Genomic DNA, 26,794 nt, shown 5'->3' with positions numbered 1-26,794 from the left:
GTACCCCCTATGTTCTCGCTATTTTCCCTGTAGAAAAGAATGTTTTAATTACTAACATCATCAATGCAATACAAATAAGCAAGATGATTAGCCCAGTCGTCATCGTTATATCTACAGGTGCCGCAAGCTCTAAAGGATAACCACTCAAAATCTTGTTAAAATTCAAAAAATTAAACGGACTGTAAGGCATGAAACTAATCATTGATGGAAATACTTCTGGTAAAAAGAACAAAATACTTTGCACGAACAATGTTAAATACATATTTTTCAATAGAACATTTAAAATAATCGACAATAACATTGCAAAAATAGCAATGATAATCATATAGCTAATACTCAGCGCTACATAATGAATTGTCGAATAAATCGCAGGTTGCCCCACATACACAGCAATTGGATAGCTTGCATCCCCTGCTCCGTTTATAAATATTAAAGGTACTGCACAAGCAAAGACGACCACTATAAATCCTATTATGTATAGAAAATATGTTACACATTTCGTAAATATATATTGGTCAAAGCGAATTGGATAGCCTTTAATTAAGCTTGAATGCTCGAAATCCTCCAACAAAATAGAGCTTGTATAAAAGCTAATAAAAACATACCAGCCAGCCCCAACGATGCTAAAGAAAAACAGTAAAAAAGGGAAATATTGTAGCAGGTTTGGTGTCATCTCCTGCTCCGCTTTTAATAGATGAGAAAAATACATATGGTTTAATGTATTTTTGATGCGTGAGGGCATTAAGGATGCCACTTTATCATATTCCTCCATATCAAAGGCTTTCGCACGTAGTTCAGCAATTTCAATAGAAGTTTCATAATACATCTTACTATTCTGCATTTTTAGTGCAGCAATTTGTAAGGCAACAGCAATTTTTTGCTTGTTTAAACTCTTATATAGATCGCTACCATCCCCATCATCTGATGCATCTATTACTTGGAATTTCGTTAACGCTGCCTGTGCTGAGTAAAAATCCCCTGTCTTTTCAACAATTTGATTTCCTGCGGATTGCGACTCTATATAAAACATCATACCTACTGTAATGAGCGCAACAATGAACAATAAAAACAAATTTTTTCGGTTAGTTAATTCAATTTTAAGTCCCACTTTTAATGCTTGAATCATGTCATTTTTCCCTCCCCCAAGTTATTATACAGTAAAATTGGATGCAAATGGGATGATTTTTAGATCATAATATAAAATAACCATTCGCCCGATTCATAATGAATTTTGCTCATAAGCAAAATAAAATCAGAAAAGCGCAAGAAATCGACATTTTTTCAAATGGATTTCTTACGCTTGTTAAGATTTTAAATGCTTCTTTTATTTAAAATGGGAACAATATCGGGATAACAATCATCATCACGATAAACATAATAATTTGCAACGGTACTCCCACTCTCACAAAGTCCATAAACTTATAGCCGCCCGCCGTTAATACTAATGAATTTGTTGGGGAAGCAATTGGCGTTGCAAAGGCCATGCCCGCAGCTACCGCAACTGCAATCATAAATGTGTACGGATTAGCATCCATCGCGATTGCGGCTGTCATTGCGATTGGCGCAAATAATACCGCAGTTGCTGTATTGCTAACAAATTGTCCAAAGACAACCGTTAATAAATAAATGCCAAGCAATACACCGTATGGTCCATAATCACCAAGCACTCGAATAATAGCATCCGAAATGATAACCATACCACCCGTTTTTTGCAGCGCTGTGGCCATTGGAAGCATTGCTGCTACAAGCACAATACTCTCAAAATTCATTTTACTGTAGGCATCGTCCATATTGCGCAAGCAGCCTGTTATAATCATTAAAATAGCGCCGATTAAAACAGAAATAACGGCATCAAACACTTCAAACACCATCAAGCTGACCATTAATGCCATGATTGCTCCAGCAATCGGTGCTTTTCCTGTAGCCGCCGCTACACTTGCATGTTCACGTGGTTGCCCTACAACAACAACATCCTGTGTCTCACGCGATAACAAGTCTATTTCATCCCACGTTCCTTGCACTAATATAGCATCCCCGAATCGCAGCTTTTGCTCCGCCATATTTTGCAGTATATATTCCCCTTTACGATTAATACCTATAATATTTAAATTATATTTCTTACGGAAGCCCATTTCACTTACTGTTTCGCCAATTAAGCTCGATTGTGGCGTTAAGAGCACTTCCGCGACACCGATTTTTTTCGAAATTAGCTCCTCGACATGTTCATCCGTCATATAATCAATAGCCAAGCTATAATCAGAGGCGAATCGCTCCACATCCTCCTGAGTCCCTTGTACATATAGGGCATCATTTGGACGAATAACACTAGTTGGCCCCGCCATTTCCTGATATGTCATTGGCAACAGATTCATCCCTTCTGTTGCGCGACGTTGAATTTTCATAATAAAAATATGATATTTTGCAGGTAGCTTTAGCTCAGCTAGCCCCAATCCAACAATAGTAGAGGCCTCTGGAACATTAACGCAAAATAGCTTATCGTGTAAATCATATTCCTGCACAATCTTTTTTGGTGATAATTTATAGCCAGCATTTGTTTGCATACGCTTTTTATCATTTGGTAGCAGCTTGTTACGAATCAAGACTAAATAAATAATAGCTGTAATTGTCGCGATAATTCCAATTGGTGTAATTGTAAAGAAGCCAAGCTTTTCAAAACCATTTTCGACTAAAATTTGTGACACAATTAAGTTTGGTGGTGAAGCAATTAATGTCATCAGCCCTGACATACTTGCAATATAAGACAATGGCATTAAAAATTTGGATGGGCTAGCCTGTATACTTATCGCAATACTTACAACGATAGGCAACATTAAAGCAACTGTACCCGTATTACTCATAAATGCTCCAACTGTTGCAACGATAACAAGCAACAATATAAATAATCTAAGCTCACTATCCCCCGACCATTTTAATAGTAGATTACCTGCCATTCCCGCAAGTCCTGTGCGCAAAATACCTGCACCAACTACGAACAGCCCAGCAATCATAATAACAACTGAATTTGAAAAACCTGCTAGCGCCTCAGTTGGCGACAAAATATCGCATACAACAAAGGCAAGTAACGCAAGCAGTGCTACTAAATCTGCACGAAAACGATTCGTTACAAACAAAGCAATTGTCGTAATTAAAATAATAAATGTTAATGTTAATTGCATAGATCGCGACTCCTTCTCGCTATAGTTCCCCTCTATTGTATAAGAAACGAATAGAAAGTTCGCCTATAGCAGTAATATTCCTCCAAAATGTCATAAAGTGAAATTCCTATTAATGGGGATTCTCGCTAATAAAGATAAGCTAAAAGTAGGTATGATTAAATTTAAACAGGCAAGCTCCCAAGCCCACGCTTTACATTAGATGTAGATAAACCCTAGGAAAACATCCTTCATTTTTTCAATTAGTATATTCTATTTTCATCAAACATATAATGCAAAACATGCCTATCTCCATATTATTTACACACTTCTAGCATTTTCAATCTGACACATTAAAGCGTTGATAAATCAACATTTATTTTTATTCAAACAACTATTTTATTTACTTCTGGCAACGTGTTCCTGAATTTTCAGAACAAAAGATAAATTCCTTAAATAGAATTATTATAATTTAGTAGAAATTATGATGTGAATTTGTTATAGTTATAAATGTAGAGATTTTAAATCATATATATTTGTAGGGGGTATTTTCAATATGACAATAGATAAACAACGCCAATTCACTACCGCTGGTGGAGCACCCGTAGTAAGTAATCATGATTCAATGTCCGCTGGTTCTCGAGGTCCACTATTATTACAAGATGTTTGGTTAATTGAAAAGCTCGCAAACTTTAACCGTGAATTAATTCCTGAGCGCCGTATGCACGCAAAGGGTTCTGGTGCCTTCGGAACATTAACAGTAACTCATGATATTACGAAATACACTAAAGCGAAAATTTTCTCTGAAATTGGGAAAAAAACAGAAATGTTCGCACGCTTCTCAACAGTAGCTGGTGAGCGTGGAGCAGCAGATGCTGAACGCGATATTCGTGGCTTCGCATTAAAATTTTATACTGAAGAAGGAAATTGGGACTTAGTTGGTAACAATACGCCTGTATTCTTCTTCCGTGACCCATTACACTTTACAGACTTAAACCACGTTGTAAAACGTGACCCACGCACGAATATGCATAATGCTAATTCAAATTGGGACTTCTGGACGTCTTTACCTGAGGCACTACATCAAGTAACGATTGTCATGTCTGACCGTGGGATTCCAAAAGGCTACCGTCATATGCATGGTTTCGGTTCTCACACATATTCAATGATTAATGCAGATAACGAGCGTGTGTGGGTAAAATTCCATTTCCGTTCAGAGCAAGGTATTGAAAACTTAACTAGCGCAGAAGCTTCTGAGGTTATTGGTAATGACCGTGAATCTTCACAACGTGACTTATACGAGGCAATTGAACGTGGAGATTTCCCTAAATGGAAAATGTATATTCAAGTAATGACAGAGAAAGAAGCACGTAAATTACCATATAATCCATTCGACTTAACAAAAGTTTGGTATAAAGGTGATTTCCCATTAATTCCTGTCGGTGAATTTGAATTAAACCGCAACCCTGAAAACTATTTTGCAGAGGTAGAGCAGGCGGCATTCGCACCATCAAATATTATTCCTGGTATTGGCTTCTCACCAGATAAAATGCTACAAGGTCGTATTTTTGCCTATGCAGATGCACAACGCTACCGCTTAGGTGTAAATCACTACATGCTTCCTGTTAATGCACCAAAATGTCCATTCCGCACATTCCACCGTGATGGTGCAATGCGCTTTGATGGTAACTTAGGCTCAACAATAGGTTATGAACCAAATAGCTATGGTGAATGGCAGCACAACACAGAGTTAGCAGAACCACCATTAAAACTTGAAGGTGACGCTGGCATTCACGATTTCCGTGCAGATGATAACAACTATTTCGAACAGCCAGGTAAGCTCTTCCGCTTATTAACACCTGAGCAGCAGCAACGTCTATTTGATACGACGGCAGCTGAAATGGCTCCAGTAGAAGAATTCATTAAACGCCGTCACATTTTACACTGCTACTTAGCTGACCCAGCATATGGTGAAGGTGTAGCAAAAGCAATGGGGTTAACATTGGAAGGTATGGATTTAACAAATCCTTATACAAAATAATTAATGCTCTAGCTCGTGTCTCTTTATCAATTCAATAACAAAACTATATAATTAAACGATCAAAGGATGAAAATTCTTTTGATCGTTTTTTCTTTAGAGGTTGTTATTTTTATTACTTATAGTTCTTTTACAATACAGAATGTGTTTTTTGCTGTTTTAAGAAGCTCTTTGAAAGCTTTCCTTATATTAAGTGGCGTTTGCAGATTGTAATGTTTATCCCGCATTAACAGACAGGAATTTTTACTGCGACGAGTAATCGCGGGAGAACAGACGACTTAAAATACAAAAAGGGTAAGTGGGCGATAACTGTACGTAAAATCTTGATTGTTAGCTTTCACTTTATACTATGAATGGACTTTTAGGGTAAAATTAATAGAGAGGTCATTCATTCGAGGTGAAACAATGAGTTTTTTATTTTTATTGGCTGCTATTATTTGTGAAGTGATAGGTAGCTCATTACTAAAGATGACAGGAAAATTTAGTAAATTAGTGCCGACAATCGGCATGCTAGTAAGCTATGCCTTAGCTTTTTATTTATTGGCATTAGCATTGCATGAATTACCATTAGGCTTCTCCTATGCAATATGGTCTGGCTTAGGCACAGCATTAACCGCTATCGCTGGTGTCATTGTTTATAAAGAGGTAGTAAATATATCTAAAGTACTCGGTCTCCTGCTTATTATTGCAGGCGTTGTTGTATTAAATATTGCAATATGAGGGGCATATATATGATTAAAGGTTATTTCTTTTTAAGTCTTTCTATTATCCTTGAGGTTATCGCTACGATTATGTTGAAGTTTTCTGAAGGATTTACACAGCTAGCTCCTTCGATTATTGTAGCGATTGGTTACATACTTGCCTTTTATTTTTTGTCACATTGCCTTGAGCACCTCCCCCTTAGTTTAGCTTACGCAATTTGGTCAGGCTTAGGTACAATCGCTACTGTCATAATTGGCATCATTTTATGGCAAGAAAAATTCACATGGTTAACGGCATTTGGCATATTATTAATTATCGGTGGGGTTGTCTTGTTGAACTTCTCCAATAATCCTGAGCGTCTCAAAAATTGAGGCTACAATTTGTCGATACATATTGTAAACTAGTACCAGTGACTTTAAACCAAAATAGCTGTCAGAGAATATCTTCTTCCCTGACAGCTATTTTCAAATTTTCATTAAAGCAGCCCTGCTAACTCCATCGTTACATAAAGCACTTTTGCCATTTCAGAGCGCGTTATAGAAGAATATGGTCTAAATGCTCCATTCACATCTACTGTGAAAATACCTAATGTATCCATTAACGCAATACTCTTCTTATCTTTATCAGTAAGGTCTTGAACATCTGTATATTTTAGAATTTCAGCATCTGCCACTTGGTACGTATTTACACCTAAATAGGCTAAGTAGCGATCTAGTACAGCAGCAGCCTGCTGACGTGTCATTTGTCCATTTACACTGTAGTAATTTTTCCCTGTACCCGTCATAATGCCTTTTTCATGCAATGCTTGTATTTCATTAGTATATGATTTACCACGCACATCTCTAAACGGTGAATAGTTAGACGACGATAAATTTGCCACTTGTGCTAGCATCGTTGCAAATTCAGCACGTGTTACTATTTTTTTTGGTAAATAACTATTTCCAGAGGCCCCTGATATAATTCCTCTTTTCGTTAATTCGTTAATATAAAAGGCATTCGGATCCCCTTCAACATCAAAATAGCTGGAAGAACTGCTTGATGCTGTTGCAATAAAACTACCAGTAGTTTTTGTTTTCACAACAAAAGCATTTTTTTCAATTTTAAATGGAACACGCGTTTTTTGTGCACGACTTTCTTCCTTATAAACAATCGAATTGGCAGTAGCTTTCAGTTCTTTTGTAGGGATTGTAATTTCTACATTTTCTGTGAAATTGATAGTATTACCTCGAGCAATTGCTGAAAAATAAAACGTATCATTTTCAATTGTTAATGTCACTGTTACCGTTCCATTAATCCTCTTTAAATCGTTAATAGGAAGCTTTATATTAACACCATTGGTCGCTGTTATCGTAATTGGCTCTTGCTGGTAATAAATAATATCGCTTGGGATATAAGCAAATAGTTCTTCACCAGCTCGAACAAAATGCAGCTCCGTGCTATTCGGTACAAAAGTGCCATATTCATTATCAGGAATATATTTTAATGGTGCGGGATTGCTATTGTTCTCTGGTTGTATAATTCCAGTTAAATCTTCATGCTTTGTATTCGGATGTGTTGGCTGCTTCGGTGGTCCTGATGGGTTTTTTCCATACAATTCCTCTAAACGCTCTAGCTTAGACAACGTTGTTACATACTGCTTCGCCTCATAAGAAAGGCTGTTATAATATGTACGTGCATTTGCTAATACAGTACCCGAAGACTGCCTCGTCACATTTGTCATATATCTATCAAATGCCGCTGCACTTGCCTTCGCTGCAGCAATAGCAGCCTCCTGCTTAGCAATTTCCTGTAGCAACTTCGTTAAATATAAATAGCTTGAGCTTGTGACATAACCTTTCGCTAACGAAGATAAGCCGTCATATGCATTTTTTGCTGCATACACATCTTCTTTTGGAGAGCTATATGTTAAGCGATTAATTATTGCTTCAATTGCAGTTGCGTCAGCTTGTGCCTTTTTCTTAGCTGCTTCTTGTGCATTTTTTAGATACTCTTCTACAGCAATTAACCTTTTGAATACATCTGCTTCTTTATTAACTAACGCTCTTGCTTCATCAGAAAGAGCATTATAAGCTTGACGTGCCGCTTTTACCTGTTCCTCTGTTGAGCTATTCGTTAGTGCCTTTATTTTTCCTATTACCTCATCTGCCTGCTTTTTCGCTTGATCTTCTTTTTCTTTGTCTGTTGCATCAGCAGCATGGCCAACAGGAGCCACAACTACAGCTACAGAGGCTGAAAGTAACAGTGCTGTAGCGATTTGCTTTTTTTTCATCGGTTCTTCCCCTCCAAGCTAAATCCATTTTTACTTTTCGACAATATACCTTTATTACAATTATAAACATAAATACTAAAAAGACATAGTACCAAGATGCGTTATCTTTTAGGACAAATTCCATCTTGAAATTTTTCACAATATACGTCTACACTAGAGGTAAAGCATTTATCGAGAGGAGGAATTTTTTTGCTTCGATCTATTTTTAATACGCTTGTTATCGTTGCCTGCGTTTTTATGCTGACCACTTTACGTGCTGAGGCATCAGGCTTCAAAGATGTACCAAAGGAACATTTTGCATATAATGCGGTGTTATGGGCACAAAAATACGAAATTATTAATGGCTATAGTGATGGTACATTTAAACCGAACGAAACGATTACTGAACAGCAATTTGCTAAACTATTAGCTAACTATTTTGAGCTAGATGTAATAGAGAATGAGTTGAAAAAGCAAACGTTATCAGAAAATTGGTCTGATGAATTTTATAATTCATTAGCAAGCTACGGTGTACCGCTAAATGGCTATTTACACAATACAATTCGTGCTCAACCAGTTAAGCGTGGAGTCGTGGCACAAGCCATTGCCCATTTAGCAGATGGCAAGCAAAATCTAGACAGCTCTATTGAATTTTTACTTGAGCATTCAATTTCAACAGGACAAAATCCAAAATACGAAAATCGTGACTTACAAAAGTTTTTCGGTTCTACAAACAATATGACACGTGCACAAGTTGTTACATTACTATATCGCATGGATTCAATGGATTTCTATTATATTTCCGAGGATGCTGAAGCAATCCACAACAACGCCGGCACTCTTTCATTAAATGAACGAGCTGTAGAAGCAAAAAAACAGCTAGATGCCTCTCTTCAGCAAAATCCATCAAGCAATAGCACTTGGCATGGCAGCTACCGCTATATCTACCAATGGGGTAAAGGGCAATATGAGCGCAATGCACGCTATGTAACAATTTCCAATGCTAGTAGCAAAGACTTTTATGTTAAACTCTCTGCCTATGATGGCAAATACGAGGGCACAACGGAAGGCTATGCTGTCGTCACTTCTGCAAAAAAAGCAATTATGCAAGAATCTATCAAAGGTAACCGTTGTATTATCGAATTTGAGCATTTAAACAATGCCATAAAGGTTACAGAAATCGATTGCAGTGCTGAGCGCACAAATGGTACAAACTTCTCTGGAACACTTCGAAAACAATAGGTAAAGCGCATGAAATCAAGTTTTTAATTTGATTTCACGCGCTTTTAAATTTTCTACATGTGAAATTATTCTGTTTAGTATATATTACCTTATTCTTGCATGCTCCCGCTTTTTACTTCAATATATAAATAACTTATTTTGAGATGAGGGATAACATTTGAACGGCACTTATACAGGTCCTATTTTTGTTGCAGCCATAGCTTTCTTTATACTAGCTTTTTTAATTTGGATTCCTTGGCTTATTTACACATATCGCAAATACGGGTTTTTATCGATTTCGAAAACCATTATCGTCTTTAGCTTTGTATTTTACTTTTTAACAGCACTCTTTTTAGTGTTGCTCCCCTTACCTGAAACAACGAATACATGTGCATTCCAAAAGCCAGGTACACAATTTTTTAATTTGCGCCCATTTCAATTTGTACAGGATATTTTATATAAAACAGATATTACTTTAAAAAATCCTTCAACATGGGTGACTATCATTAAGCAACCTGCCTTTTATCAAGCCTTTTTCAATTTTTTACTACTTATGCCCTTTGGCGTCTATTTGCGATATTTCTTAAAGGAGCGCAAATATTGGAAGCGTGCATTTTTATTTGGATTAGGTTTGACTTTATTTTATGAAGTTACACAAGTAACGGGCATTTATGGCATTTACAACTGCCCTTATCGTATTTTTGATGTTGATGATTTACTGCTTAACAGCGTTGGCTCGTTACTAGGATTTTTCGCCGCCCCTGTCATTTGGGCGTTATTCCCGAAGCATACAGACGTAATAAAATATGGGCAAGAGATTATTGCACAAAATGGTGTAAGGCCTCTGCAAATACTACTAGCTGTCATCGTTGACTTTGCACTTATTTCAATGGGTAATACGGCATTAAGCTTTTTAACAATTCCGCAATTCTTCATTCAAACAGCGCTCTACTTGCTTATTTTTGCAATTATTCCGTTGCTCTTAGGCGGTGAAACGCTTGGTATGAAGTTGTTAAAAATCCGCTTAGTCGATGAAAGCGCAGAAGTATTTTCGGCAGTCGGTATCATTCGTAGATTTGTGGCAATCTACAGCACATATTTAGTATTTAAAGGCTTAAATGTTATGAGTAATATCGAGCTTAATATGGATTCACCATTTTACGTTTACCAAGTATTTATATCACTCGGCTCCTTCATACTATTGACTATACTTGTGCTTGTTTTAGCTATTCATGTACTACGCTTTTTCTTAGGTAGAGGGAAACATCGATTGTACTTTGATGTTGTTGGGAAATGTGTTGTGAAGAGAAAATAAAAAATGTAGGGAGTGACTAGCTCCCTACATTTTTATTTATTCCGCTAATTTTTGTCGTACAAATACGTCGCTTAAAGTGTCCATTGCTTCTGTTTCATCCTGCCCCATAACAACAATTTTTATTTCTGCATCCTGCGGAATACCTAAAGCCATAACACTCATAATAGATTTTAAATTGGCTTTTTTATTGTTAAACTCAATATTAATCTCGCTTTTAAAATTATTCGCAGCTTGCACTATTAATGATGCTGGACGTGCATGAATCCCTGTAGGGTCAGTTACTTTGAAAAATTTTTCAACCATATTTAGTCTTCCTCTCTTAGTCCAAATTAATCCACACACTTTTCACTTCAGTGTAGTTTTCTAGTGCATAAGAGCCCATTTCTCGCCCGAATCCAGATTCTTTAAAACCACCGAATGGAGAGGCTGGGTCTGTCATGTTATAACAATTCACCCAAACAGAGCCTGCTTTCAAACGACTTGCTACATAATGCGCATTTTTTAAGTTTTCCGTCCATAGACCAGCAGCAAGACCAAACTGCGAGTTGTTAGCACGTGCAATGATTTCATCTATATCATCATATGGCATCGCTACTACAACAGGTCCGAAAATTTCCTCTCTTGCAATTGTCATCGAATCATTTACATTAGCAAAAACGGTAGGTTCTACAAAATAACCTTTGGAACTATGGCCTCCGCCAGTTAGCAATTCTGCCCCTTCTGTCTTTCCTTTGTTAATATAACCTACAACGCGGTCTTGTTGTTTTTTTGAAACAAGCGGTCCCATTTCTGTGTCTGTCAATAAACCGTTTCCAAGCTTGACGTTTTTCGCAAAAGATACTAAGTCAGCCACTACATTATCGAAATTATTTTTTTGAATGAACACTCTTGAACCTGCACTACACACTTCACCTTGGTTAGCCATAATCCCAGAAAATACACCAGGAGCAGCCTTCGATAAATCCGCATCAGGTAAAATGATATTCGGAGATTTACCTCCTAATTCTAAAGTTACGCGTTTTAATGTATTTGCGGCTTCCTGCATAATTTTCTTTCCTACCACTGTTGATCCTGTAAAAGCAATTTTATTTACATCGGGATGTTTAACGAGCGCATCCCCTGCTATTTCACCATAGCCAGGCACAACATTCACTACACCATCAGGGAACCCAGCCTCCGCAATAAGCTCTGCCAAATACAATGCTGATAAAGGTGTTTGTTCCGCTGGTTTTAATATAACTGTGCAGCCTGTCGCTAATGCTGGCGCTATTTTCCAAGCCGCCATCATCAGCGGGAAATTCCAAGGAATAATTTGCCCTACTACTCCTACAGGCTCATGGCGCGTATAGTTGAAAAAATTCCCCGATACAGGAATTGTTTGTCCAACAATTTTCGTTGTCCAGCCTGCATAATATTCAAATTGACCAACTGCATTCGGGATATCATTTCCAAGTAAATCGCGTATAGGCTTACCATTGTCTAACGAGTCAATTTCAGCTAATTCCTGCTTATTTTTTTCAATTAAGTCAGCTAAGCGATACATAAGCTTACCGCGTTCAGCCGCGCTCATTTTAGACCAAGGCCCTTCCTCAAATGCCCTTTTCGCAGCCTTTGCAGCCTTATCAACATCCTCTGCTTGTGCCTCGCTCACCACCGCTAAAACTTCCCCTGTTGCTGGGTTGTCAGTTTCAAATGTTTTACCAGAAACAGAATCGACAAATTTTCCGTCAATAAAAAGCTTCTTCGTCCCTTTCAGAAATGCCACTACTTTTGGTGAAAGCTGATACGTTCCTTGCATAATAAAATACCTCCGTTTCTCAATCAAAGAGATGAAATATTCAGTCTTTTCGAATCGCAGTTTTAAATATTTTTCAATTGCTGAATTGCTTGCTGCATATTATTTTTAAAAATATAAGAACCTGCAACAGCAATATCTGCACCCGCCTCTTTGCATTTTTCGGCAGTTTCAGGAATGATACCACCATCAACTTCAATGAGGTAGTTGAATCCTTTTTCCTTACGCCATTTTGTGGCTTGTGCTATTTTTTCTAAAGCAAGGGAATGAAATGCTTGACCTCCGAATCCCTCATCACAAGTAAGGAACAACACAACATCTACTAAATCTAAACAGTGTCGAATAGATTCAATTGGTGTTTCTAACTTTAATGCTACTCCTGCCTTTACACCTGCATTTTTTATTTTCAGTAAGTTTTTCCTTAAAAAATGTGTGCTCTCAGGGTGAATTGTAATAATATCAGCACCAGTTTCTATATAAGCATCCAGCATCAATTCAGATTGATTGATAATTAAATGTACGTCTAATCGTAGGTCCGTAATTTTGCGAATAGCACTGACAGTAGAAGGCCCCCAAGTAACATTTGAGACGAATATGCCATCCATTATATCAATATGAATATAATCGCTTCCTGCTTGCTGTATTGCGCGTATATCTCTTTCTAAATTAAGGAAATCAGCACTTAAAATTGAGGTTGCTACAATCATCGACTACCTCTCCTCCCTAAATCACTCTGCTGCCTCCATCTTCGTTACTTTTTTCACATATAATCCAAGTCCAATTGTAATAACGATTAAAATAGCTAGGCCAATATATCCAAATCGACCAATTTGTACGATAATAAAATCAAACGTATTACCAGCCCAAAGAGCTGTCGTTTGTCCTTTTATCGAATTAGCTCCACTATTTGCAGCAAGTTGACTGAAGTGCGGTGCAAAGAAGCTTGCAATATATAACACTAAAATCATATTAATAATACCGCTAATAATCGTTTTTAAAATATTACCGTTATGAATAATTGTCGCCATACATGTGAAAAATGCCGCGAAAGCTAAGTCGCCTAAAGGTAAAACCTGATTTCCTGGCAATACAACAGCAAGTACAAGTGTAATAGGAATTAACATCGTTCCGACAATTTGTGTAGTTGGTAAACCTAAAGTTAAAGCAGAGTCTAACCCAATGTATACTTCCTTCCCTTTGAATCGTTTATTGAAAAATGTTTTAGCTGCTTCAGAAATTGGAAGTAATCCTTCAACAAGAATCTTTACCATGCGAGGGAAAAGAACCATGATTGCTACAACACTCATCATTAAGCTTGCACCATCTGCAAAATTATAGCCTGCTAATAAAGCGAAAATAATACCTAAAACTGCACCGATAATAACTGGATCTCCAAACATCCCGATTTTCCCTTGTAAATATGAAATATCTAATTTTGAATTACGTAAAAACGGAATGCGATTATAAATTTTATCTAGTACGCTAAACAATGGAATTGTGCTTGAAGCGAAACCTTGTGGAATGGAAATTCCCTCGACACCGAGCGTTTCCTGCACTTTTTTTGCTGAGTAGTCAGCCGCTAATAGTGACCAAGTCGCTTGCACTAAACTAACCCCTATGCCTAATACAACACTTCCTGTTATTAAATGAATAACCGCTCCTGTGAATGCATAGTGAGAATAGTTGAAAATATCAATGTTCATCGTCTTTGTAAAACCAATTAATAATAAAACAACGTTTAAAATGAAAACAGAAGGTATGATAAGGGCGCCTACTAAAGATGAGAATGCTATTCCAGCAGCCGCACCAGAACCGATATCAATAACTGTAAGATTAAATGAAAAACGTTCAACAATTTGGTTAACAGCAGGCTCTAGCTGATTAGAAATTAACGAAATCGCTAACCCTAAGCCAATAAATCCTATCCCGACCATAATACCGCTTCTAATGGATTTCAAAATCCCTTGCCCTAAAATTAAGCCGATAATAATTAAAACGATAGGTACAAAAACAGATGAGCCGAGAGATAGAAAATAATCAATAATCCCCATATAAGTTCCCCCCTTACTTTAATAATATTTCTTTAATTTGCTCTTTTAACGTATCCTCGTTAATACCAATTAAAAACGGTGTACCAACAACAATTGGCGTCTTATATTTATTTTGATCTAATTTCATTGAAGTAACGAATAAATCTGCTTCCCCATCATAGAAATCCAGCTCATAAATTTGTGATTGACTGATTGAATAATCTATTCCAATTTCCTTTAAAAACTCCTCAACCTTTTGTAAAATCATAGTAGATGTAGCAAGTCCTGCTCCACAAGCAACAACAATTCTCTTTTTCATATAACATTCTCCTTTTTAATTAAAATAGTTTTGCATAAGCTCCGCTAATTCCTCATGAGTGGATGTATCTTTAATTTCCTGGATAATCGCTTCACTTTGTAGAAGCTGGCTAACTTTTTGTAAAACTTCTAGATGCTTATTACTATCATTCAATATTAGCCCTATAATAAGCTCAACATCGAGAGGCTCAAGCGTTGCAATATTCCGAAAAATAAGTGGCTTTTCTAGCTTCATAATGACAAGCTTCTCTGCCTTCGAATATTCAACTTCCGTATGCACAATAGCAACATTCAAGTTTTGTAGCTGTAGTCCTGTAGGGAAGTTTTGCTCACGAACTTTAATAGCCTCCCTAAATTCTTTCCTTACATAATCTTGTTTTTCTAACTCGTCTGCCATGAAGTCGAAGAGCTGGTTTTGATCTTCAAATCTTTGACTATAGAAAACTAAGTTTTTTTCTACATACATATTGTTTCCTCCTATACTCAAGAGAGACTTGATTCCATTTCGCCTTATTTATTTAAAAAAGCGAATAAATCTCTAGGTGTAGTCATCGACTTAATCGATTGAATGTTCCCCCGACTTTCTGAGTTGATAATTACTTTGTATAAATGGGCAAGTAGCTTTCGAACTTGGTTTAAATCCTCCTCTGCTACTGCTAACAAAATAATGAATGAAACATGTGCCTCATGATTCCATTTAATAGGGTGTTTTGTTGTCATAATTGAAATTTGCGTTTCGTTTGACATAGTAGACAACGCGTGAGGAATGGCAACCCATCCCTGTACAACCGTATTTCCTAGCTGCTCTCGCTCGTAAACAGATTGTCTAAAAGATGGCTTTACAATATGATCCTCCTCTAACCTTTGAATCATCCGATTTAAACATTCTTCCTTCGTTTGCACATCATCATTCATAAAAATATAGCGACTACTCATATATTGAGAGATTAGCTGTGAGTTAGTAGTAATATCATCAGCTTCTTCATTTTTAGAAGAGTGTTTCAAATAATAGTCATAAATCTTTTTTAAATCTATATCTCTTATTAAGGGAGAAACGTAAACAACAGGACGTCCTACTTCCCCTAACTGAACAGAAGAAATAATAAAATCTACTCTAGATAAATCCTCATCTTTTAATAATGGCTTCGCGATTAATTTGAAATGTATATTCGCTGGCAATAAATTTTTTATACGATGAATAATTAAATCAGATGTCACGAGTCCAGATTGACAAACGACTAATATTTGCGACATTTTATTTTTTCTTTCAATTGCTACTTGGAAATGAAGTGTAATGAAAGCTACATCATCATCTGTTAGCTTAATCTCATATTTCTCCTCGAAAAACTCCATTGAGTACCAAATAATTCGAAACAGTACACCATAGTTATTTTTAATTTCATTTAATAAAGGGTTATAAACATATATATCTGACTTTAAACGGTAAATCATTGGAAATACATGATATATAAGTGAGTCAAATAGCTGCCCATCATCTTTTAAATTGATATCTAAAGCCTTACTAACATCCTTAATCAAGCAATCAATATCTTGTGAAAATAGCTTTTCAATTTGCTTATTGCTTATTTTTAGCTGGATACGATGGGCAAATAATTGGTTGCTGACATAATGATAGTCCAGTTCTGTAAAAGTAATTGGAAGGTCCGATGAAATCTTGTGGCAAATTTCCAACGCTAAAGGGTAGTTGGCTAAATACTCTGCTCCCTCTAGCTGTATTTCAGGGTACTCACTTAAATGGTAGCCTAGATATGAGCGTTCCGTTAAAATAAGTAAGGAAATAAAAAGTGATTTTAAATATTGCTCTGATATATCACTTTCAGACACCACAAGTAGCTCTTCGATTGTGTTATAAACGACTTCGATAACCCTCTTATCAAATAACGGCTCTAAAAGATGTGCATATGTTGATAACGAATAGTTATTAAGCTCCTGCTCGATTAAATAATAGGCAAAGCGTTTAATAGCTCGCTGAATAGCAATTTCATTTCCATGTACTCTAGTACCTTTCGTATCTGAAATAAATTGCAGCTCATCATCCATAAAGCTACGAATTCGTTCAATATCTTTAATTAATGATGATGTACTAATATACAGCTCTAAAGATAATGATTGATAAGTAACAACTCGACTATGAATAAGTAACCATTTAATAATCAATATTTGGCGCTCTAAGGAAGATAAGCTTTCATGATCCTTCTCCCTATACTTAGCAACAGCTTTTTGAATAAATTCATCAAACATCGTATTCGTTCCAATGAGTTTAATACCTTGATTACGCTTTTTATCTATAACTAAATTAAATTGCTCACATACTTTTTGTAATTTATCTAAATCATTAAAAATAGTACGCTCTGATACATTTAAATAATCTGCATAATATTTTGCTGGTAAATATTCATCTGTTTTAATTAGCAAATCTATTAATTTTGCATGACGAGACGTAATATCAAACACTATCGACACATCCTTACCTTTTGAAGTATTCGATTATTAGTGTGGTGAATAATGTAGAGATTGTCAAAAACAACGTTTATTCTCCAATGATTTTCACATGACATACACGATCTCTTGAGCGAATTTGATCCCAATCAATAAAATAGATATAACCTACTAAGCCTAACTGTATTTCGCCATCCTCAATAACAAATGTTTCACTTGTTCCGAGCAATGTACTTTTTAAATGTGCATCTGTATTGAGCATCGTATATGCCTCTGGGCTAATTTTTCCTTTAAAGTCCTCAAGCCCAACTTGAATATGCTTGGGGCCTGGATGATAATATTGCCCTTCTGTCGTACATTTTGGCACTAGCTTCTCTAAAATATTGTTTAAATCTACTTGCAAGTATTCAAAACCATAATAATTGCTGTCATACGAATATTCCTCGAAAATTACAGAACAAGTAGTATGTGGTGAGGCTACTACACAAATCCCTTCTTTAATACCACTTTTTGCAACAACTTCTCGTACTTGCTTTGTAATTTCATGATATGTTACTCGATTACCATGAGATGTGAGCGTTAGCTTCTCTGAATAAACGGCCATCTTCATTCACTTCCTTTTTCTTTATACGTTGCAACAGCTTGAATCATTTTTCCCATCATCTCTTTCGGGCTCGCTGCTTTCACGATACCACTAGTCACACCAACACCATCTGCCCCTAGCTGTAACAACTCTATTACATCAGCCTCTAAGCGAATACCAGCCCCCTGTTCAACTAAAATATTTGGATTAACCTCTTTTATTTTTTGAACAGTTGCTGTGACATAATGACCATCGCTCTTTTGACTTTGGCCTATCAATTCCGTTGGCTCTGCTAGCACAATATCCGGCCCAAGCACTGCAATAGCTTGTGCTTCTGCTATTGAATCCGCGCAGACAATTGTTTGTAGCCCTACTTCTTTGGCACGTTGAATCGATTTTGCTACTGTTGCCAGTGTTAAAGGATGGTCCGCATGATTTAATACAACTGCCTGCACGCCAACATATTTTAATGACTCTGCAAAAATATGCCCCATTGCCTCCCCTGGCACTACACTGTCCATATGCTGCGCTGTCACAATGAGATTTGGGCACTCCTGAGCAATTTTCGCTAATTCTGGATGTGGTGCTGTAAATAATAGCGTTACATTATATTGCTCAGCTAAGCGATTAGCATGTTGTGCCAAGTCTAATAATTCTGCTCCATATAAAAAAGATTTAGGATTTACTACAAAAAAAGGTGCTTGAATCGTTTTCATAATGCTGCTCCCTTCCCTATATTCAATCAATTACTCCTGTTAATTCGGGATAAGCACTTTTTGGGTATTAAAGACAGAGTAATAATGATCTAAACACCCTTCGATGCCAGTTCGTAATTTTTCTTGAATATCGAAATAATTTTGTTCATTAGCTTTTAAGTCCTTCACTGCTGCATTCATTAAATCTGTAAAAATATTTATTTTGACAATATTGCTCAACGCACATCTTCGTAGATTATCGTCCCCAGAAGAAGACCCACCATGTAAGACGAGCGGCGCTGGCACGACTTTAGAAATCTCATGAAGTCTTTCAAAATTAATTTTCGGTGTACCAATATAATTACCGTGAGCAGTTCCAATTGAAATAGCTAATGAGTCTACTAAAGTGCGTTTATAAAACTCCTTTGCATCTTCTACTGTAGTGAGCATTGATTCTGATTGCTCCAGGTTCTCATAATTATCCCCTGAACCAACATGGCCAATTTCAGCTTCTACAACAACTCCTTTAGGCCTTGCATAGTTCACAATTTCTTTTGTCTTCGCAATATTATCCTCTAGGGTATCTTGTGAGGCATCAATCATCACAGAAGAAAAACCAAGATCCACAGCGCGCTTTACAAAATCTATATCTTGCCCATGGTCGAGATGTAGAACAATTGGCACTTTTGCTCTCTCGGCATAAAATTTCCCAAGTAAAGCTGCTTCCTCAATGCACATTACTTCATGGTGTGCTTGCGCAAATGAAATGATAAGTGGAAACTGCCTTTTCTCTGCAACGGCGATATATGCGCGCAATGTATTTTGATCAACAAAGTTCGTTGCTGGAATGGCAAAGTTGTTTGCTAAAGCTATTTCAAATAATTTTTTAGAAGTAACAAGCATGGCTATTTCTCCATCTCCTTTTACTTAAACGATTTATATATAATATAGAATGTAACCGCTTTCTTATCATTTCATTTTAATTCAACATCATTAATGAAAAAGAATATGATTTCTGATTTTTCTGTATTTTTAATAATTCGATATAAAAAGAAGGGAAGCTCCTTAACTTCAGAAGCTTCCCTTAAATTATATTAATATTTAAATTGCCCTATATAGTCACGTAATTCATCAGCCATATCCTGTAATACTCGTGCTGCTGCTGCCATTTCATGCATTGAGGCTAACGTCTGCTCTGTCGATGCAGCTACTTCCTCAGAGGCTGCTGCATTTGATTTTGCATGATCAGCTAGCTCTAGTGCCGTTGCTGATACCTCTTCCACTACTGCTGAAATCTCCTCAGAAGCTGCCGAAATTCCTTCGATTTTTGGTGCAATATTTTGTAAGCCTTCTACAATGCTTGTAAATTTCTCACGTGCTTGCGCTGTTAGCTGCATACCCTGCTCAACATCCGCTGTCGCTTTATCCATTGATTGAACAGATTGCGCTGTATCCTGCTGAATTGCAGCTATTAGCTCTGCGATTTGACTTGTTGACTGAAGCGATTGTTCGGCTAGCTTGCGCACTTCATCCGCAACGACCGCAAAACCTTTACCATGCTCGCCCGCTCTTGCTGCTTCAATCGCTGCATTTAATGCTAATAAATTAGTTTGATCAGAAATTGCTGTAATAATTTCTAAGATCGAGCCAATTTCCTTTGTTCGTTCATACAAGGATCTAATCGTTTCGTCTGATTGTGATACGGATGTATGAATTGATTGCATTTGATTTACTGTTTGCTGCACAGACTGGTCGCCCTCACCTGCTAATTGAATGGCATAGCTAGATAAATCAGATACTTGCATCGTGCTATCTGTCACTTCCACAATACCTTTTGCTACTTCCTCAATGGAAATAGCATTTTGCTCGATACCTACTGTTTGCTTTTCTGTACTGCTTGCGACTTCCTGCATCGCATCTGTTACTTGCTCTGAAGCCGCTATATTTTGCTCAGCGCTTGCTGACAAGTTTTGCGCAGATTCTTGCACGTGTAAAGCATTTTGTTCCATATGCTGCAATAATCTTTTCAGGCTAACCTTCATCGACACAAAAGCCTCTGCAAGCTGACCAACCTCATCTTTTGTATGAATTTCAATATATGTTGTTAAATCACCATCGCTAATTTTCAACGCGTTTGCCTGTAACTCTTTAATTGGACGCACAATTAAACGAATCATAAACAGCACAAATCCGCCTCCTAAAACAACTGCAATCGCAACAATAACAATAATCATTGTTAATGTTTTAGCTGCGGATTGCGTTGCCTCGGCTGTAAACATTGTGCCGAGCACTTTCCAGCCTGTTAGTTCATTCGTTCCAAATAGAATATGGCGATTCTTTTCAGTTACAATACCTTCATTTTGTGCATAAATATCCTCAATATATTTTTCTGATGCTTCTGCACCACTTTCCTTTCCTTGCTCCACAATATATAGCTTTTGGTCATCTAATAAAGATGTAAAGCCTGTTTTCCCTATTTTAACGCTGCTCGCAATATCGCTAAGAACAGACATATTTAAGTCCAGTGCCACAACACCCGAGTTATCAGCTAATGGCATTGAAAGTGTTACGACAATGTCTTTACTAGACGCTGAAACATATGGTGGTGAAATTGAAACCTTTCCTTTATTGTCCATCGCCTGTGTATACCAAGGACGTTCGCTTGGATTATAATCACTTGGATAATCAAATGCGGGCTCATCAATCATTTGCCTATCCGCAGTACCAATATACAACACCTCTACCTCAGGATGTACATTCGTATACTCCTTAAGTAACACCCTTAATTCCTCACGTTTCTCTGGTTGCAAGCTAGCTTTAGTAAATTTACTAGCAAAATATTCAATATCATAAATTTTAGGTGCAATCATATTCGTAATATTCGTATCAAGCATGCGCACACTTTCCGCTGCACTTGATTGCTGCTCGGATAAAATTTGCTTTTTTGCACTTTGATAAGATACAACCCCAATTGCTATTGATGGAATTAAAAGAATTAATAGAAATGATAAAATAAGTTTTTTTCTAAGACTAAATCGTTTCATAGTGCAACCTCCTTACTGGTTTTTAATAGACTACTGTATCAATAAATTTGTAGTATGTATTTTATTTTTTTATTCAAAGCAAATATTTTCTCACGCTCATCCATGTACTCATTTTGTTTCTTATACAATGTATCTTGCATAGTATTTACTTCTGACATCACTTCATTTCTTTCTCAAAGAATTTTTTGTTCATTAGCTATAGCTTCTACAATCTCTATTTCCGCTTACCTTATTCTTCTTTCATACTCTTTCAAATGTTCCTCAATTACAGTATTTAGCAAAATGACGATCACTAATAAAACCACAATATTTCGAAATACTTCTCTTTAACATATAACGCTCCTTTTCAATTAATATTTATCATCAAACTTTAACACCGATATTCACATCACTATATCGTTCATTCGCCTAAGAAAAGCGCATCCAATTGATATGTCTAATATACTAGAGATACCAAGATGTTTAATGCGCTACTGGAATACGGGCTTTTCCTCATCTGTTAATGCATTTTCCTTAATTATGTTAAGTACATAAAAAACCAAGTGATCTCGAGATGACCACTTGGCTTTTATTACCATCGTTTTATTTTCTAACAGTAAAATAGTGCTTATGGAGTAGTTGGATTATTAATAGAAGGATGTCTATAACCCACTGTTGCATAGAACTTATTGAAATTGCCATACTTATCTTCCAAAACAATCGTTACATAGTCACCATTGAAGAATTTAGCTGGATGTTCTAGTTCTCTTGTAATACGCGCTACATTGGTTGCAACAATACCTGTACCTTTTGCTAACGAGCTATCTGTCCCCTTTGTAACTGCTTGAATTACTTGAGCCGACGTTCTATTTTTAATTACGTCCTCGTCTGTTCCTGCAGTATCAACTAAATAGTAGTATTTTAGCTCTTCGCCATTTTCAAAGAGTTGCTGAATAGATCCCAATAAATCGAATGTTACTTGTACCTTTTTATCATCTCCCACAACTGTCTTATGACTAAGTTTTATTTCCATAAACATTGCATCCAGTTCACGATATAAATATTTACCTTCATTTACAAAGTTATGACCTTCATAACCTGGAATTACAAAGTCTTTTGCGTTGTCTTTCATTTTAACCGTAATAGTCTGGTCTCCAGTATTTGGCGCTTTAGGTCTAATAATTAATTGACTATCCTTTGTTGTATCTGTACCCACTGTATAACGAACAGGCTCATATTGGTTTGTGACATCAATCTCATTACCATTCGCATCTGTTGAAGTAATCGTTAAAATCGTTGATAAGTCAATAACAACTGTATCTCCTGTACTTACAAGTTGCGATTTACCATTCACATCGCGCATAATTGTTTCACTAAATGTAATCGTAAATGTACTATCACTATTGCGATAAATCAATCCTGGATAATGCTTTTTATCTAAAGGCGATACCATACCAATGTTTGGTGCTGTACCATCAGCATAGTAATTTTGCTTCATAAAACCTGTTGCTGTTTGGTCATGGTCAGTATAATTTGGGTTTGCCTTATAAATCGTAAAGTTACCGTACGTATCCTCTGCCCCTACATACACAACATATTCGGTATGAGCTGTTAGCGTCACACCTCTTGCATCAAGTACACCTGAAAGACCTTTATCTATTTTCTCAACATAGGGTTTCTTTTTTAATTCTGTTTCTAAAAATGTCTTATCTGCTGGTGCTGTTAAGTTTGCCTCTGGATTATCAATAATCAGACCATCTTTATCTTTAATCTTCTTCGGTACAAACCAATAATGCAATTTCACAGTTTCGTTCGTTTCAAAGCTGATAGTTGCTTTTGTATCGTCATTTTCTTTTGGCTTAATTTCTAAATTACGGATTAATGGTGCTTTGACATCTCCGAAAATTTCATTAGGTCCTGCGATTTTAGAGAGTTCTCCCCCACGATCCCTTAATACCATATAAATAGAATAACTATTGAATGGATTTAGTTTATTTTGCTCGATAGAAATCGGGAATTTTTGTGTACTCGTTTCTAAATTAGCTGGTCCTGTACCTGTTAGAACATAAATGTTTTTTCCGCCTATTTGGAATTTACCAGAACGGTCTGAGCTATTATTCGCCCATTCATTGACAAAATCACGCTCTGTAATATTGTTGTCTGCTAAATATTGCTGGAGCGTTACTGTATCACCGCTACTAGTTGTTACTGTATTTGGTAGTATCATATAGTAGTATGAACCCGCTTTGTTCGGCCTAAACTCTACTTCTGCCCGACGGAAGCCATCTGATTCATCAGCTTTATTTATAACATTTTCGACTTTAATTGTTGGAGCTAGCTTGTCTTCATGTACATATTCTGCAAAGTTACGAACTGGGTCACCTGGCGTCACCGTATTGCTATTCTCAAACGCTTTACCCGCCAAATCTTTAACGCCTGGTAGTACAGTTACACGTAGTGTATCGCCATTAACAAAGCCTGTATTTGAAGGGATTGTTAGTAAAACCTTGCGACTTCCTGCTTTATACTCTACCTTTGAAGGTTTAATCCCTTTTCCATCCGTAGTATTGACAATAACTGTACCTGTTAATAAATAATTATCAGGATTATTTGCGCTGTCGACATCTAATGCCTCATTTACAGTCAACTCAAATTGGTTATTGCCCTTTGACTCTAACTTCCCTTCGACTACATACGGATGTTCATTATCAAGATTTGATGTTTTCACTTTTGTTTTTGCTGCTGGGTCTTTTGAAATATTACCTGACTTGTCTTTCATCACAACATAAATTTCATACTCTGTATTTGCCTCTAAGTCACTAATAATTTCTTCAATATCATTTCTTGAATTAGCTGTACCTTTGCCAGTATGTTCCCTCAAAATATCTGCTGTTGTTGGATCTGGCGCTGTCGTTAATTTACGAACATAATAGTAATATTCTCCAGCCTCAGATGGCTTAATAGTTAATAGTGCACGTTGACCGCCATGCATAGGAACTGCACTAATTGTCACTCTTGGTGGCGTACCATCCTTCGTCGAGAATGTATACTCTGCCTTTTCTGAAACGTTTTCTGCATTGTCTACTACAACCAAGTATATAGTGTATTCTGTTTCTTCCTCCAACTGAGTCCTGATTAGGAATGATGTTGGTGTATTGGCCTTTACTGTACCGCGGAAATCTTTGCTTTCTTGTAAAATTTCACGAATTGTTGGTGGACGCTCTGATGCTTCACGCACTACATAATAATACGTCCCATCCTCATTGGATGTAAACGTTGCTGTAGCAGTTACACCTGCTGTATCTACAGAAGTTATTGTCGCAACTGGTCTTGTCTCATCAGGGATTTCCTTGTCCTCTTCCTCACGATCAACGGGCTTACCATCAGGATCAGTGATGTTACCGATTTTATCATTATCGTTTTCGAAGTCATCGAAAATTTGATTTGGCTTTTTGTCCTTTGGTAATATAACGCGATCAATATATACATGTTCCCCAAGATCTATATAGCCCGAGCCATTGTCTACATACAGGAAATCGATAAAGCTATCTGTGTTGAAATAAACGCTCTTATAATTATTTTTATATACCGTTTCAATATTGTGTACACCATATAAAACAAGATTGCGCTCTGTTTCAATGTACAGTGTCGTCATGTCTGCATAAATTTCTGCCTGCTCTACATCGCGTGCAATCGTTACACGGCTTAGTGTTTCATCTGCTGATACGAATGTGTTGTTACGCTCAATGAATAAATTCGCTACATACGAATATTCAAAATCTACATAACCATCCACCTTACCCATACGAGCTGTGTAGCGCGTATTTGGTTTGGCATTTTTATCAGGGACAGGCTTTAATACTTCATTGTCATTTGGGTTTAAAAAGTCACTATCATCTGGTACATTTGGCTGTGACCAATCAATAAAGCCTACACCTGAAATGCTCGCAACGTTTAATCCTTGGATACGCTGCGTATAGTCAGCTAAAGTCTTACGTGGTGCTTCAGCAATTGTTGTGCGACCATATAGCTTCATATTTTTCACACGTATATATGTACCATTAATTGTTAAGTTGCCATTAAAGCTTGCATCACCACCATCCAATGCAATTAGGTGATTTACTGTACCAGAAGCGTTAATCGTTAATTGACTAATACCTGTTAATGTTTTGCCATCAAATGTACCGTCAATAACAGCTCCTTTTAAAGCCGTAGCATTGCCTTCATTAATAAAAGCTTTCAGCGAAGAACCGATTGTGTATTGGACGCCGTTGATATAAATAATATCACCACGAATATCGCCAACTTTGTAAGATGGATTGCCTTTATCCGCTTTTTCTGCGCGCCAAATAAACGTTGCTAGCTGTGCTCTCGTTACTGTACCAAATGGCTCAAACGTATTCGCTGTCGTGCCTTTTGCAATATCTAAGTTGTACAGGGTTTGAATAAATGCTTCATTAGCATTTTGGCTTGTCACATCTTTGAAGTTATGATTCATTTTTGTCGCCACTTCAAGCTTGAAGCCGAGTGTCAATGCTTTTGCGATTTGACCACGTGTAATTAATTCATTTGGTTTAAATGTCTTGTCGTTGAAGCCATCAATAATCCCTTCATTTGCAATCGCTGCAATATATGAATAATATGGGTGTGATTGTGATACGTCCGTATAGCCAGGGTTTTTTGGTCGTGTTACATTTAGACCCATTGCTAAAGCGATGATTTTCGCCGCCTCACCACGAGTTATTGCCTCACTCGGTCTAAAAGTACCATCACTATAACCACTTACAACACCCCGATTTACTAAATCTAGTACTGGTTTATAATAATCCGCATTAGGATTTAAATCTTTAAATACGTAAGCATTCGCTACTGGTGGTATTGCAACAAGAATACCGCTCGATGCTAATACTGTAGCAACAGCCGCTTTACTTAATTTTTTATAATTATTTTTCATGAGCTCCTCCTTCAATTCGCTTTATATATAATAGGAAAAAAAGAATCATATAGTAGTATTATCGGCTATAAACACTGTAGATTCATAGAAGAAAATAAAAAAATGCAGTTGCTTTAGAAATATCCGCAAGCCCTGCAAAATGGTTAGAATAATCTAATGATTTATGATAAATTCCATTTAAAATAAAGGTCTTATTACCTCATTCGCTTTCCATCCTCTACATCGTACAGCCCCATTATAAAACTTTTTATTCATTACAT

General features: G+C 36.7%; 20 protein-coding genes. 5 read left to right on the top strand and 15 right to left on the bottom strand.

Features of this window, described 5'->3' with window-relative positions; translation table 11 throughout:
• Positions 1 to 7 precede the first annotated feature (7 nt).
• Positions 8 to 1,126, bottom strand: a complete 1,119-nt coding sequence (locus TY13_RS00480) for an ABC transporter (RefSeq protein WP_042470304.1) — start codon at positions 1,124 to 1,126, stop codon at positions 8 to 10.
• 202 nt (positions 1,127 to 1,328) lie between these two features.
• Complete coding sequence (locus TY13_RS00475) at positions 1,329 to 3,176, bottom strand: SLC13 family permease (protein ID WP_042470301.1); 1,848 nt, start codon at positions 3,174 to 3,176, stop codon at positions 1,329 to 1,331.
• Positions 3,177 to 3,708: 532 nt separating this feature from the next.
• On the opposite strand from TY13_RS00475, the gene TY13_RS00470 reads away from it, so the two are divergent.
• The 3 genes from TY13_RS00470 to TY13_RS00460 all read left to right on the top strand — a co-directional run bounded on the left by TY13_RS00470 (position 3,709) and on the right by TY13_RS00460 (position 6,263).
• Positions 3,709 to 5,193, top strand: a complete 1,485-nt coding sequence (locus TY13_RS00470; protein WP_042470300.1) for a catalase — start codon at positions 3,709 to 3,711, stop codon at positions 5,191 to 5,193.
• A 402-nt stretch (positions 5,194 to 5,595) separates the two neighbouring features.
• Positions 5,596 to 5,910 carry a DMT family transporter gene (locus tag TY13_RS00465; RefSeq protein WP_042470297.1) on the top strand — a complete coding sequence of 105 codons (315 nt, stop codon included), beginning with the start codon at positions 5,596 to 5,598 and terminating at the stop codon, positions 5,908 to 5,910.
• Between the two features lie 14 nt (positions 5,911 to 5,924).
• Positions 5,925 to 6,263 carry a DMT family transporter gene (locus tag TY13_RS00460; protein ID WP_042472279.1) on the top strand — a complete coding sequence of 113 codons (339 nt, stop codon included), beginning with the start codon at positions 5,925 to 5,927 and terminating at the stop codon, positions 6,261 to 6,263.
• A 104-nt stretch (positions 6,264 to 6,367) separates the two neighbouring features.
• Here the strand turns inward: TY13_RS00460 and TY13_RS00455 are convergent, their stop codons facing one another.
• On the bottom strand, positions 6,368 to 8,161 hold the full coding sequence (locus TY13_RS00455) for an S-layer homology domain-containing protein (RefSeq protein ID WP_042470295.1): 1,794 nt from the start codon (positions 8,159 to 8,161) through the stop codon (positions 6,368 to 6,370).
• Between the two features lie 189 nt (positions 8,162 to 8,350).
• Between TY13_RS00455 and TY13_RS00450 the strand changes: the two genes are divergently transcribed.
• Together TY13_RS00450 and TY13_RS00445 are read left to right on the top strand one after the other, a co-directional pair.
• A complete protein-coding gene (locus TY13_RS00450; RefSeq protein WP_230199361.1) occupies positions 8,351 to 9,382 on the top strand; it encodes an S-layer homology domain-containing protein in 1,032 nt (343 codons plus the stop codon).
• Between the two features lie 157 nt (positions 9,383 to 9,539).
• Positions 9,540 to 10,676 (top strand): VanZ family protein, encoded by a 1,137-nt coding sequence (locus TY13_RS00445; protein ID WP_042470294.1) that lies wholly within the window; start codon positions 9,540 to 9,542, stop codon positions 10,674 to 10,676.
• Positions 10,677 to 10,712: 36 nt separating this feature from the next.
• On the opposite strand, the gene TY13_RS00440 is transcribed toward TY13_RS00445, so the two are convergent.
• The 12 genes from TY13_RS00440 to TY13_RS00385 form a co-directional block, all read right to left on the bottom strand.
• Positions 10,713 to 10,979: a phosphocarrier protein HPr gene (locus TY13_RS00440; RefSeq protein WP_042470291.1), complete on the bottom strand. Its 267-nt coding sequence runs from the start codon at positions 10,977 to 10,979 to the stop codon at positions 10,713 to 10,715.
• Between the two features lie 16 nt (positions 10,980 to 10,995).
• The gene (locus TY13_RS00435) at positions 10,996 to 12,474 is read right to left on the bottom strand and encodes an aldehyde dehydrogenase family protein (protein WP_042470289.1); all 1,479 of its coding nucleotides are present in this window, start codon (positions 12,472 to 12,474) and stop codon (positions 10,996 to 10,998) included.
• A 62-nt stretch (positions 12,475 to 12,536) separates the two neighbouring features.
• A complete protein-coding gene (gene rpe, locus TY13_RS00430) occupies positions 12,537 to 13,178 on the bottom strand; it encodes a ribulose-phosphate 3-epimerase (RefSeq protein ID WP_042470288.1) in 642 nt (213 codons plus the stop codon).
• A 21-nt stretch (positions 13,179 to 13,199) separates the two neighbouring features.
• Positions 13,200 to 14,522: a PTS galactitol transporter subunit IIC gene (locus tag TY13_RS00425; RefSeq protein WP_081796893.1), complete on the bottom strand. Its 1,323-nt coding sequence runs from the start codon at positions 14,520 to 14,522 to the stop codon at positions 13,200 to 13,202.
• A gap of 13 nt (positions 14,523 to 14,535) precedes the next feature.
• A complete protein-coding gene (locus tag TY13_RS00420) occupies positions 14,536 to 14,820 on the bottom strand; it encodes a PTS sugar transporter subunit IIB (protein ID WP_042470287.1) in 285 nt (94 codons plus the stop codon).
• A gap of 15 nt (positions 14,821 to 14,835) precedes the next feature.
• On the bottom strand, positions 14,836 to 15,285 hold the full coding sequence (locus tag TY13_RS00415; protein ID WP_042470285.1) for a PTS sugar transporter subunit IIA: 450 nt from the start codon (positions 15,283 to 15,285) through the stop codon (positions 14,836 to 14,838).
• A gap of 44 nt (positions 15,286 to 15,329) precedes the next feature.
• A complete protein-coding gene (locus TY13_RS00410; protein ID WP_042470284.1) occupies positions 15,330 to 17,294 on the bottom strand; it encodes a BglG family transcription antiterminator in 1,965 nt (654 codons plus the stop codon).
• Positions 17,295 to 17,370: 76 nt separating this feature from the next.
• Positions 17,371 to 17,883, bottom strand: coding sequence for a YjbQ family protein (locus TY13_RS00405; RefSeq protein ID WP_042470280.1), 513 nt, complete (start codon positions 17,881 to 17,883; stop codon positions 17,371 to 17,373).
• A gap of 2 nt (positions 17,884 to 17,885) precedes the next feature.
• Complete coding sequence (locus TY13_RS00400) at positions 17,886 to 18,578, bottom strand: triose-phosphate isomerase (RefSeq protein WP_042470278.1); 693 nt, start codon at positions 18,576 to 18,578, stop codon at positions 17,886 to 17,888.
• A 39-nt stretch (positions 18,579 to 18,617) separates the two neighbouring features.
• The gene (locus tag TY13_RS00395) at positions 18,618 to 19,460 is read right to left on the bottom strand and encodes a class II fructose-bisphosphate aldolase (RefSeq protein ID WP_042470276.1); all 843 of its coding nucleotides are present in this window, start codon (positions 19,458 to 19,460) and stop codon (positions 18,618 to 18,620) included.
• A gap of 191 nt (positions 19,461 to 19,651) precedes the next feature.
• Entirely contained in the window at positions 19,652 to 21,601 is a 1,950-nt protein-coding gene (locus TY13_RS00390; protein ID WP_042470273.1) for a methyl-accepting chemotaxis protein, read from the bottom strand.
• 607 nt (positions 21,602 to 22,208) lie between these two features.
• Positions 22,209 to 26,534 (bottom strand): S-layer homology domain-containing protein, encoded by a 4,326-nt coding sequence (locus TY13_RS00385; RefSeq protein ID WP_042470271.1) that lies wholly within the window; start codon positions 26,532 to 26,534, stop codon positions 22,209 to 22,211.
• Positions 26,535 to 26,794 lie beyond the last annotated feature (260 nt).

Source organism: Bacillus ndiopicus, assembly GCF_000612805.1.
Taxonomy (GTDB): Bacteria; Bacillota; Bacilli; order Bacillales_A; family Planococcaceae; genus Metasolibacillus; species Metasolibacillus ndiopicus.
Note: the sequence above shows the minus strand (reverse complement) of the source record. Positions and strands in the feature narration are given on the sequence as shown.